At 69.1% G+C, this 11733-nt stretch carries 8 protein-coding genes; 1 reads left to right on the top strand and 7 read right to left on the bottom strand.

The window, feature by feature from the left end:
• The first annotated feature begins 267 nt into the window (after nt 1-267).
• The gene (locus BLW82_RS28515) at nt 268-945 is read left to right on the top strand and encodes a GAP family protein (RefSeq protein ID WP_093503057.1); all 678 of its coding nucleotides are present in this window, start codon (nt 268-270) and stop codon (nt 943-945) included.
• Between the two features lie 313 nt (nt 946-1258).
• Here the strand turns inward: BLW82_RS28515 and BLW82_RS28510 are convergent, their stop codons facing one another.
• The 7 genes from BLW82_RS28510 to BLW82_RS28480 all read right to left on the bottom strand — a co-directional run bounded on the left by BLW82_RS28510 (nt 1259) and on the right by BLW82_RS28480 (nt 11520).
• Nucleotides 1259-3241, bottom strand: a complete 1983-nt coding sequence (locus BLW82_RS28510; protein ID WP_093508332.1) for a TIGR03960 family B12-binding radical SAM protein — start codon at nt 3239-3241, stop codon at nt 1259-1261.
• A 103-nt stretch (nt 3242-3344) separates the two neighbouring features.
• Nucleotides 3345-4850: a CYTH and CHAD domain-containing protein gene (locus BLW82_RS28505; protein ID WP_093503055.1), complete on the bottom strand. Its 1506-nt coding sequence runs from the start codon at nt 4848-4850 to the stop codon at nt 3345-3347.
• Nucleotides 4851-5072: 222 nt separating this feature from the next.
• A complete protein-coding gene (gene rodA, locus BLW82_RS28500) occupies nt 5073-6272 on the bottom strand; it encodes a rod shape-determining protein RodA (protein ID WP_093503053.1) in 1200 nt (399 codons plus the stop codon).
• Nucleotides 6269-8524: a penicillin-binding protein 2 gene (gene mrdA / locus BLW82_RS28495; RefSeq protein WP_093503051.1), complete on the bottom strand. Its 2256-nt coding sequence runs from the start codon at nt 8522-8524 to the stop codon at nt 6269-6271. Before mrdA ends, rodA begins: the two co-directional genes overlap by 4 nt.
• Nucleotides 8525-8639: 115 nt before the next feature.
• Nucleotides 8640-9317, bottom strand: coding sequence for a rod shape-determining protein MreD (gene mreD / locus BLW82_RS28490; protein ID WP_093503049.1), 678 nt, complete (start codon nt 9315-9317; stop codon nt 8640-8642).
• A gap of 14 nt (nt 9318-9331) precedes the next feature.
• A complete protein-coding gene (gene mreC, locus BLW82_RS28485; protein WP_093503047.1) occupies nt 9332-10285 on the bottom strand; it encodes a rod shape-determining protein MreC in 954 nt (317 codons plus the stop codon).
• Nucleotides 10286-10500: 215 nt separating this feature from the next.
• Nucleotides 10501-11520 (bottom strand): rod shape-determining protein, encoded by a 1020-nt coding sequence (locus tag BLW82_RS28480; RefSeq protein ID WP_046734341.1) that lies wholly within the window; start codon nt 11518-11520, stop codon nt 10501-10503.
• Between the last annotated feature and the right edge of the window lie 213 nt (nt 11521-11733).

Here is an 11733-nt window from a genome sequence, read left to right as displayed (position 1 = left end):
GCATGTCAGGTTCGTCGTCGGCACGCTCTCGGGCAACTGCGTCCCATGTTGGCCGAGGCGCACAGCCACAGAGCCGACCGCTGAGGATCACCGCCCAGATGCACCACCTCCGGAGAGGCCGCGGACCTGGTTCCGTGATCCGATGTCACCCGTCCCGGACACGCCCACCACAGATCCACGGGCTCCGCGTTCAGACGGTCGGGCCTCCCACTCCCATAAGACGTCGCTCAACTCGACAGCCGCTCTGACCCCCACCTGGAGGCAATCATGGGCAAGGTTCTCGGTGACGTATTGGGTCTTGCAGCCGGCGTCGCGGTCAGCCCGCTCCCGATCATCGCAATCATCCTCATACTCGCCACACCTCGCGGACGTCTCAACGGCGTCCTCTTCACTGTCGGCTGGATCCTGGGGCTCTCGGCACTGGGCGCGATCATGCTGGCGGTCGCCTCCCCCGCAGGTGCCTCCGCCCACAAGCACCCGGCCACCTGGGTAGGAGCCCTCAAGCTTGCCCTGGGCCTGTTCCTCGTCCTCTTCGGCGCCCGCCAGTGGCACCGCCGCCCCAAGGACCCCTCGCAAGCCCAGCTCCCGAAGTGGATGAGCGCGATCGACCGCCTCACCCCGGTCAAGATCTTCGCACTCGGACTGGCCCTGGCCGCCCTCAACGCAAAGAACGCCCCGCTGACCATCGCCGCGGGCGCCGCGATCGGCTCAGCCGGACTGCCGGTCGGGCAGCAAATCGCATCGCTGGCGATCTTCGTCGTGATCGCCACCCTCGGCCTGCTGGCCCCACTGGCAGTTTTCCTGCTCGGAGGAGAGCGAGCCAAGACCACACTCGGCAACTGGAAAGACTGGGCAGCCCAGCACAACGTCGCCGTGATGGCAGTCCTGTTCTTCGTCCTCGGACTCAAGCTGCTCGGAGACGGCATCGACATCCTCGTCTCCTGACGGTCCGGACCCGTGCCGAGACAGACGGGAACGCCGGCCCGGACGGGGCCGGGCCCGCCGCCAGATGCCAACGAGCCCCCTCCTTGCCAGGAAAGGGGGCTCAACAGGCTACGCAGGCAGACAAACCGAGAACGGGCTTCAGACCAACTCCGCCTCGGAGACGATCCGCGAAGTGCCTCCAGGGCTCGGCAGTGGCGTCCGCAGAACGCGCTGCCGACACCCAGACGCACCGACAGCAGCCAAGGCAGCGGCCACCTCCTCCTCGCTCACCCCCGCTAGCGCCTCAACCACCCGATCGAGTGCCTCGCTCACCTCAGTGTGTGTGACCGCTCGGAGCCGACGTCGGACCCGCGTTCTTGACCGTAAGAGGCAGCAGCTTCTTGCCGGTCGGGCCGATCTGGATGCTGGTGTCCATCTGCGGGCACACCCCGCAGTCGAAGCACGGGGTCCAGCGGCAGTCCTCGACCTCTGTCTCGTCGAGGGCGTCCTGCCAGTCCTCCCAGAGCCAGTCCTTGTCGAGGCCCGAGTCGAGGTGGTCCCAGGGGAGGACCTCCTCGTAGGTGCGCTCGCGGGTGGTGTACCAGTCGACGTCGACACCGAGGGGGGCGAGGGCCTTGTCGGCGCAGGCCATCCAGCGGTCGTAGGAGAAGTGCTCGCGCCAGCCGTCGAAGCGGCCGCCGTCCTCGTAGACGGCGCGGATGACGGCGCCGATGCGGCGGTCGCCCCTCGACAACAGGCCTTCCACGATGCCCGGCTTGCCGTCGTGGTAGCGGAAACCGATCGAGCGGCCGTACTTCTTGTCGCCGCGGATCTTGTCGCGGAGCTTCTCCAGGCGGGCGTCCGTCTCCTCGGCGGAGAGCTGCGGGGCCCACTGGAAGGGGGTGTGGGGCTTGGGGACGAAGCCGCCGATGGAGACGGTGCAGCGGATGTCGTTGGAGCGGGAGACCTCGCGGCCCTTCGCGATGACCTTGGTCGCCATGTCGGCGATCTGGAGGACGTCGTCGTCGGTCTCGGTGGGCAGGCCGCACATGAAGTACAGCTTCACCTGGCGCCAGCCGTTGCCGTAGGCCGTCGAGACGGTGCGGATGAGGTCGTCCTCGGAGACCATCTTGTTGATGACCTTGCGGATGCGTTCCGAGCCGCCCTCGGGGGCGAAGGTGAGGCCGGAGCGGCGGCCGTTGCGGGTCAGTTCGTTGGCCAGGTCGATGTTGAAGGCGTCGACGCGGGTGGAGGGGAGGGACAGGCCGATCTTGTCCTCCTCGTAGCGGTCGGCCAGGCCCTTGGCGATGTCGCCGATCTCGGAGTGGTCCGCGCTCGACAACGAGAGCAGGCCGACCTCCTCGAAGCCCGTCGCCTTGAGGCCCTTGTCGACCATCTCGCCGATGCCGGTGATGGAGCGCTCGCGGACCGGGCGGGTGATCATGCCGGCCTGGCAGAAGCGGCAGCCACGGGTGCAGCCGCGGAAGATCTCGACGGACATGCGCTCGTGGACCGTCTCGGCGAGCGGGACCAGGGGCTGCTTGGGGTAGGGCCACTCGTCGAGGTCCATGACCGTGTGCTTGGAGACGCGCCAGGGGACGCCCGACCTGTTGGGGACCACGCGGGCGATCCGGCCGTCGGGGAGGTACTCGACGTCGTAGAAGGCGGGGATGTAGACGGAGCCGGTCTTCGCGAGGCGCAGGAGGACCTCCTCGCGGCCGCCGGGGCGGCCCTCCGCCTTCCAGTCGCGGATGATCCTCGTCATGTCGAGGACGGCCTGCTCGCCGTCGCCGATGATCGCCGCGTCGATGAAGTCCGCGATCGGTTCGGGGTTGAAGGCCGCGTGGCCGCCCGCGAGGACGATCGGGTCGTCGAGGGTGCGGTCCTTGGACTCCAGGGGGATACCGGCCAGGTCGAGGGCCGTGAGCATGTTCGTGTAGCCCAGCTCGGTGGAGAAGGACAGGCCGAACACGTCGAAGGCCTGCACCGGGCGGTGGCTGTCCACGGTGAACTGGGGGACGCCGTGCTCGCGCATCAGCGCCTCCAGGTCCGGCCACACGCTGTAGGTGCGCTCGGCGAGGACGCCCTCCTGCTCGTTGAGGACCTCGTAGAGGATCATGACGCCCTGGTTGGGCAGGCCGACCTCGTAGGCGTCCGGGTACATGAGCGCCCAGCGGACGTCGCAGGTCTCCCACGGCTTGACCGTGGAGTTCAGCTCTCCGCCGACGTACTGGATCGGCTTCTGCACATGCGGGAGCAGAGCTTCGAGCTGCGGGAACACAGACTCAGCGACCCGGGCGGCGGCTTCGGCAGGCATCTCGCGGACCTTTGTGTGGTGGCTGGGGGGCGCCCTCCGGCCGGTGGCCGGAAGGGTGACCATCAAGCCTAACCCGGTCGGAGGGCTCCTCCGTACGCCCGGATCACAGCCGTGCCCTGGCCTTGATGTCCGCCCAGGCCCCGGGCGCCTCCGCCTCGACCGCCGCCGCCCGCTGTTCCTCGCGGCCGTAGAGCAGCCCGTACGTGAAGGCGCTCTCCCCGGCGGCGTGGGCCACCGCGGACAGTTCGCCCAGGATCTCGCGGGCCATGACGCTGTCCTGGTGCTCGCCGAGCAGGGTCTGCAGGGACTTCATGGACTTGACCATGGTCTTGGCCGGTCTGCCGAGGGCGGGGCGGGCGGCCTCGGCCGCGTAGCGGGTGCGCTTGGCCTTCTTGCGGGCTTCGTGCAGGCCGAGGTCGCGGTCGTGGCCGGGGGGTTCGGCCATGGCCGTCTCGATCAGGTCGGTGACCTTGGCGAAGTCCTTGCGGACGGCCTTGGTGAGGACCTTCCGGGGATCCTTGGCAGCGGCCTTCAGCAGGGGCGGGTCGGCGGCCACGGCGTCCAGGGTGTCGAGGAGCGCCAGGTAGCGGGCGGAGTCGAGGATGCCGAGGAGGCGGCTGCGGGAGCTGCGTTCGCTCGCCTCGGCCCAACGGTGGACGCGGTCGTGGACGGGGCCGTGGACGAGGGCGGGGGGCACGTCGGCGAGGGCCGACATCAGGCGTTCGGCCAGGACCTCCTGGTCGCGGCCCGCGCCCAGTTCGCCGGCCAGCCATTTCAGCTCGTCGGCTATGGGGTCGGTGACCTGCCGGTCGAGGACGTTGCCGAAGGTGCGGAAGGTGCTGCGCAGCCGGCGGGTGGCGACCCGCATGTCGTGCACGCCTTCTTCGGTGTCCAGGCGGACGGCGGGGTCGAGCTCGACGATCGCGTCGCGCTGGGCGCGGACGTAGGCCATGACGTGGTCGCCCGCCGTGACGGGCGTGGCGGATCCGGTGCTGGGCGGGCGGGGCTTGCCGCCCTTCGTCTCGGCCAGGGCGCGGGCGAGTTTCGACGCGGACTTCGAGGGGCGTACGCCCGCTTTGCCCAGGCGCTTCTCCACCTTGTCGAGGAAGGCGGGGTCGCCGCCGTCGGCGAGTTCCACCTCGATCTCGGTCCACTCCGCCTTGCCGTCGCCGCCGAAGAGCCGGTCGGCCCGGACGCGGTCCACGCTGACCTCGGCGAGCAGGGCGCCGTGGGCGTCGACGAGGTGCCGGACGTCGCGGGTGGTGCGCAGGCGGATCACCGGGACCAGCTGGCCCTCGCGGACCCGGGAACGGGCCAGGGCGGCGAGTTCGCCGGGGAGCGTGTCGGAGAGGGGGGCGTGGATCTCGTCCCGGACGCCGGGGGCGACGGGGAGTTTGAGGTGCCAGCCCGCGTCGCTGCCTCCGCTGCGGCGGCGCAGAGTGACCTTCGCCGAGGCCAGGCGCAGGTCGGAGGTGTCGTGGTAGGTCGCGTCGAGGTCGGCGGTGCCTTTGTCGACGACGTTCGCCACTCCTGCGACGCCGGTCAGGTCGGGCAGGCCACTGTCCTCGGATTCGTACTTGCGCTCGATTTCACGCTTCGTGTCCGCCATGAGTTGAATCTAGTGGTCGGGCCTCCGCAGAGGCAGAGGCCAAAGTGGGTAAATCACAGGAAGACCGAATAAGTGCGGGAGGTGAACAGATCGGTCGGGTCTGTTCACCTCCCTGGGTTCCCCGGGCGCGCACGTCCATGCCGACGTCGGCCGAGTCGCGGGCGCTATGCCGACATCGGCCGAGGCGCGGGCGCTATGCCGACATCGGCCGAGGCGCGGGCGCTATGCCGACATCGGCCGCTGCGCCCTGATCGACTGGAGCAGCCCCACCGCCACCCACACCGCGAACATCGACGAGCCGCCGTACGACACGAACGGCAGCGGCAGGCCGGTGACCGGCATGATGCCGAGGGTCATGCCGATGTTCTCGAACGCCTGGAACGCGAACCACGCCACGATCCCGGCCGCGACGATCGTGCCGTACAGCTCGGTCGCCTCGCGGGCGATGCGGCAGGCGCGCCACAGGATGACCCCGAGGAGCACGATGATCAGGCCCGCGCCGACGAAGCCCAGCTCCTCCCCCGCGACCGTGAAGACGAAGTCGGTCTGCTGCTCGGGGACGAACTGGCCGGTGGTCTGCGAGCCGTGGAACAGGCCCGCGCCGGTCAGGCCGCCGGAACCGATCGCGATCCTCGCCTGGTTGGTGTTGTAGCCGACGCCGGCCGGGTCGAGGCTCGGGTTGGCGAAGGCGGCGAAGCGGGCGATCTGGTACTCGTCCAGGATGTGCAGCTGCCAGATGGCGATGCAGCCGACCACGCCGGCGGTGAGCAGGCCGAAGACCCAGCGGTTGGAGGCGCCGGAGGCGAGCAGCACGCCGAGGATGATCGTCACCATGACCAGGACCGTGCCGAGGTCGGGCATGAGCAGCACGATCAGGATCGGGACCGCGGCCAGGCCCAGGGACTGCAGGACGGTGCGGTGGTCGGGGTATTTCTTGTCACCGGCGTCGACCCGCGCCGCCAGTATCATCGCCATGCCCAGGATGATCGTGATCTTCACGAACTCGGCGGGCTGCAGCGAGAAGCCGCCGCCGAAGACGATCCAGTTGCGGCTGCCGTTGATGGTGGCGCCCAGCGGGGTGAGCACCGCGAGGATGCCCACCAGGGAGAGGCCGTAGAGGATCGGCACGGCGTTGCGGAGCTGGCGGTGGCCGACCCAGATGGTGCCGATCATCAGGGCGAGCCCGATGCCGGTGTTCATCAGGTGCCGGACCAGGAAGTAGTACTGGTCGCCCTGGTTGATCTCGGTGCGGTTGCGGGTGGCCGAGTAGACCAGCACCGAGCCGAGCAGGGACAGGGCGACCGCGGCCAGCAGCATCGGCCAGTCCAGGCGGCGGGTCAGCGAGTCCCGGGCGAAGATCCGGGTCCAGCCGGCCCGCGCGGGGCCGTACCCGGAGACGGAGAAGCTGTTGACGCCGGTCATGTGAGCATCCTCCGGCTTCCCCGCTTGCGGGCTCGTCTGCGGGTGTTGCTGTTGCCCGTGGACGGTGAGGCCGTGGTGGCCGCCGGGGGCTGCCCGTCGCCGGTGGTCTTGTCGCCCTGCTTGGAGAAGACCTGGAAGTCCTTCGCCGGGTCCTTGGAGACCTTCGGGGAGTCGATGGTGCCGTCCGTGCGGACCTTCGGCAGGCCCTTCTGCGGGGTGTAGAGCAGCGCCTTGTTCTTGTCGATGGAGCCGTCGGCCGCCACGCCGTACAGCGCGCTGTAGATGTTGCGGACCGCCTCACCGGAGGCACCGGAACCGGTACCGGCCTGGGAGATGGTCATGATGACCGTGTAGTCCTTGCTGTAGGTGGCGAGCCAGGACGTGGTCTGCTTGCCGTAGACCTCGGCGGTACCGGTCTTGCCGTGCAGGGCGATCTTGTCCTGCGGCCAGCCGCCGAACTTCCAGGCCGCGGTACCGCGGGTGATGACGCCCGCGAAGGCCTCGTCCATGCCCTTGAGGGTGGCCTGGGTGACCGGCAGCTTGCGGACCACCTTGGGCTTGATCTCCTGGACGGTCCTGCCGTCGGCGCTGACGATCGCCTTGCCGATGGTCGGCTGGTACTCGGTGCCGCCGTTGGCCACGGCGCCGTAGATCATCGCCTCCTGGAGCGGCGTGACGAGGGTGTCGCCCTGGCCGATGGAGTAGTTGATCTCGTCGCCCTCGCGCATCTTGTTGCCTTCGAGGCAGTTCTCGTACTCGATCTTCTCGACGTAGGTGCCGTCCTTCTTCCCGGACTTGCACCAGGCGTCCTTGTTGGCCTTCCAGTAGTCGATCTTCCACTGGCGGTCGGGGACGCGGCCGGTGACCTCGTTGGGCAGGTCGATGCCGGTCTCCTTGCCGAGGCCGAACTGGTGGGCGGTCTTGAAGAAGTAGTCCTTCGGCTCGCCCGGCTTGGGATTGATGCCGCCGTCCTTCTTCCACTCGCGGTCAGCGAGGCCGTAGAAGACGGTGTCGCAGGAGACCTCCAGGGCACGGCCCAGCGAGATGTCGCCGAAGTTCTCGCCCTCGAAGTTCTTGAAGACCTGGCCGCCGACCGAGTAGGAGCTGGTGCAGGGGTAGCCGCCGTCCCAGGCGTAGCCGGCGTTGACCGCGGCGGCGGTGGAGACCACCTTGAACGTCGAACCGGGGGCCGCCTGACCCTGTATGGCCCTGTTGAGCAGCGGGTAGTCGGAGTCCTTGCCGGTGAGGGCCTTGTAGTCCTTGGCGGAGATGCCGCCGACCCACACGTTCGGGTCGTAGGTCGGGGCGGAGGCCATGGCGACGATCCGGCCGGTCTTGGCCTCCATCACGATGACGGCGCCGGAGTCGGCCTTGTAGTTCTCGTGGGTGATGCTGTCGTACTGCTGGCGGGCGGCCTTCATCGCCCTGTCCAGCTCGTACTCGGCGACCCGCTGGACGCGGGAGTCGATGCTGGTGACCAGGTTGGAACCGGGCTCGGCGGCGTCGGACTTGGCCTTGCCGATGACGCGGCCGAGGTTGTCGACCTCGTAGCGGGTGACGCCGGCCTTGCCGCGCAGCTCCTTGTCGTACTCGCGCTCCAGGCCGGACCGGCCGACCTGGTCGGAGCGCAGGTAGGGGGAGGCGGTGTCCTTGGCCTGCTGGATCTCCTCGTCGGTGACCGGGGAGAGGTAGCCGAGGACCTGGGCGGTGTTGGACTTGCCGGGGCCCGCGTAGCGGCGGACGGCCTCGGGCTCGGCGGTGATGCCGGGGAAGTCCTCGGAACGCTCGCGGATCTGCAGGGCCTGCTTGGCGGTGGCCTCGTCGGTGATCGGGATCGGCTGGTACGGCGAGCCGTTCCAGCAGGGCTGGGGGGTCTTGGCGTCGCAGAGGCGGACCTTCTGCACGACGTCCTCGGGCTTCATCCCGAGGACGCCGGCGAGCTTGGTCAGGACGGCCTTGCCGTCGTCCTTCTGCTTGAGCAGGTCGGTGCGGGAGGCGGAGACCACCAGCCGGGTCTCGTTGTCCGCGAGGGGGACTCCGCGGGCGTCCAGGATCGAGCCGCGCACGGCGGGGTCGACGACCTGCTGGACGTGGTTGCCGGAGGCCTCCTTCTGGTACGCGGAGCCTTCGCGGATCTGCAGATACCACAGACGGCCGCCGAGGGTACCGAGCAGGGAGAGGACGAGGATCTGGATGACGACGAGACGGATCTGGACACGTGGGGTCCGACCTGTCTCGGGAATGTTGGTCACTGGGCTGTCTCCCCCTCTCCCGGCACAAATGCGCGTGCGCGTACGAATGATGAACGATCCACCTGTGAGGCCGCGTTCCGCCCCCGTGCACCCGTTCGGGTGAACTCACCCGCGTTCACAGGCGCTTGACCCCCTTGATGCGGCCGACGCGGACGTTGCGGGTGCGGGCCTTCACCCTCAGGCTGCCGAGGCCGCCGCGCTGCCCGCCGATGCGCATCCCGGTGCCGGAGGAGATCCACCCCGCGGAGATGTCACCGGCCTTCCCGCCGGAGTTGGCCTCGGTGAGCGGGTCGTTGTCGGCGCGGCGGGCCAGGGCCATGACGCCGGGGACCACGAACGGGGCGAGCAGCAGGTCGTACAGGGCGGCCGTGATGAGCAGGCTGGTCATGCCGACGTGCCGGGCGGCGGTGTCGCCGACGAGGGCGCCGACGCCGGCGTACAGCAGGGTGGAGCCGACGGCGGCGGCGACCACGACGAGCATCGGGCCGGTCGCGGACTTCAGGCGGCCGTTCTCCGGCTTGATGAGCCCGGCGCAGTAGCCGACGACGCAGAGCACCAGGGCGTAGCGGCCGGCCGCGTGGTCGGCGGGCGGGGCGAGGTCGGCGAGGAGTCCGGCGCCGAAGCCGACGAGGGCGCCGCCCACGTGGCCGTAGACCATGGCGAGGCCGAGGACGGTGAGCAGCATGAGGTCGGGGACGGCGCCGGGCAGGTGCAGGCGGGCGAGGACGCTGACCTGGATCACCAGCGCGACGACGACCAGGGCGGCGGAGAGCAGGATCCGGTTGACACGCATGGGGGATTCAGCTCCTACTGCTGCTGGCCGGTGGTGGCGGACGCGTTGGCGCTCGCGTCGGCGGACGGGGTGACCGTGACGGTCACCGTCGGGGTGGGGGTCGGCTTCGGCTTGGCCGGGAGCACCTCGTCGCGCGGGTCCTTCTTCGGTGCCTGGACGACCACGCCGACGATGTCGAGCTTGGTGAAGGACACGAACGGCGTGACGTACAGGGTGCGGGTCAGGCCGCCGTTGGACGGGTCCACGCGGGTGACCGTGCCGACCGGGACGCCGGGCACGAACGGCTTGTCGCCCTGGGAGCCGAAGGTGACGAGCCGGTCGCCCTTCTTCACCTCGGCCTTGCTGTCGAGGAGTTCGACGCGCAGCGGGCGGTCGCCCTGTCCGGAGGCGAAGCCGAGTTCGTCGCTGCCCTCCATGCGGGTGCCGACGGTGAAGTCGGGGTCGTTGGCGAGCAGCACGGTGGAGGCGTCGGGGCCGACCGTGGTCACGCGGCCGACCAGGCCGTTGCCGTTGAGGACGGTCATGTCCCGCTTGATGCCGTCGTTGTAGCCGACGTCGATGGTGACGGTCCAGGAGAAGCCCTGCGCCGACCCTATGGCGATGACCTGGGCGCCCTTGATGCCGTACTGGCCCTCGGCGGCGACGTTGAGCATCTTCTCCAGCTGACCGAGGCGGCTGCGGTTGCGGTCGTCGCTGCCGAGCTTCGCCTTGAGGGTCGCGTTCTGCTTCTCCAGCCGGGCCAGCCGGTCGTGCCGGTCGCCGGAGTCGCGGACGGCGGAGACGGCGTTCCCGACCGGGTCCACCACCGTCGACATGCCGTTCTCGATCGGGCCGAAGACGCCGGCCGCGGCCTGCCGGGCGCCGTCGACCGGGGAGTTCCTGCCACCTCGGATGTCCACCGTGATCAGCGCGAACGCGATGGCGATCAGCAGCACCAGGAGCAGCCGGCTCTCTTTCGTGTCCCTCACGTGCGGCGGCCGTGCCTTCCTCGATAGGAACTTGCGGGGCTTGTTGCGGATGCTTGTGAAGCAAGGTGGGGCATGTGGGGGGGTGCGGAGGCTTGCAGGGGGGAGGAGGGGAAGGCTTACGGGGGGGAACTCGCTCTGTGCGAGCCTATGCCTCCATGTCAACGATCCGCCGCACGAGGGGAGATCGTCTCGCACGGCGGAATCGAAGAGTTACCTCATCTGCGCGGCTGGGCGTCCAGGACCTGCTGGAGCGCTTCGAACTCCTCGACGCACTTGCCCGAGCCGAGCGCCACGCTGTCCAGCGGGTCCTCGGCGATGTGGATCGGCATGCCGGTCTCCCGGCGCAGCCGCTCGTCCAGACCGCGCAGCAGGGCTCCGCCGCCGGTCAGAACGATTCCCCTGTCCATGATGTCGCCGGACAGCTCCGGCGGGCACTTGTCGAGGGTGGTCTTGACGGCGTCCACGATCGCGTTGACCGGCTCCTCGATCGCCTTGCGGACCTCGGCGGCCGAGATGACGACGGTCTTGGGCAGGCCGGAGACCAGGTCCCGGCCGCGGATCTCGGTGTGTTCGTCGGAGTCGAGTTCGTACGCCGAACCGATCGTGATCTTGATCTGTTCGGCCGTCCGCTCACCGAGGAGGAGCGAGTACTCCTTCTTGATGTGCTGGATGATCGCGTTGTCCAGTTCGTCGCCCGCGACGCGGATGGACTGGGCGGTGACGATGCCGCCGAGCGAGATGACCGCGACCTCCGTGGTGCCGCCGCCGATGTCCACCACCATGTTGCCGGTGGCCTCGTGGACCGGCAGACCGGAGCCGATGGCGGCGGCCATGGGCTCCTCGATGATGTGCACCTGGCGGGCACCTGCCTGGGACGACGCCTCGATGACGGCACGGCGCTCGACACCCGTGATGCCGGAGGGCACGCACACCACCACGCGCGGCCGCGCGAGGTACCGGCGCTTGTGGATCTTGAGGATGAAGTAGCGCAGCATCCGCTCGGTGATCTCGAAGTCGGCGATCACGCCGTCCTTCAGCGGCCGCACGGCGACGATGTTGCCGGGCGTGCGCCCGATCATCTTCTTCGCCTCCGCGCCGACCGCGAGAATTCCACCGGTGTTCGTATTGATCGCGACAACGGACGGTTCGTTGAGTACGATCCCGCGACCCCTGACGTACACCAGCGTGTTGGCGGTCCCGAGGTCGACAGCCATGTCACGGCCGATGAACGACATTGAGTTCCCCATCAGGATTCGTCTGGCCTTCCTGGAAGCTTTTGAGGGCATTTCAGGTCGGCGAAGTGGGTGCTGTGACGTGAAGGCTTCCATGGTAGACGCGCCTGCACGAACACTGCGCGAGGGTCTTCGCCATTGTCAGCACGTGTACGGCCGCCTCGCTTGTGGAGACGGTCCGACGGGGCCACTCGTTCCCCCGATCGGCACGCATAT

The sequence above is a fragment of the Streptomyces sp. Ag109_O5-10 genome (genome assembly GCF_900105755.1).
Classification (GTDB): domain Bacteria; phylum Actinomycetota; class Actinomycetes; order Streptomycetales; family Streptomycetaceae; genus Streptomyces.
The sequence above is the reverse complement of the archived record's forward strand: the minus strand, read 5'-3'. Positions and strand labels throughout refer to the sequence as shown.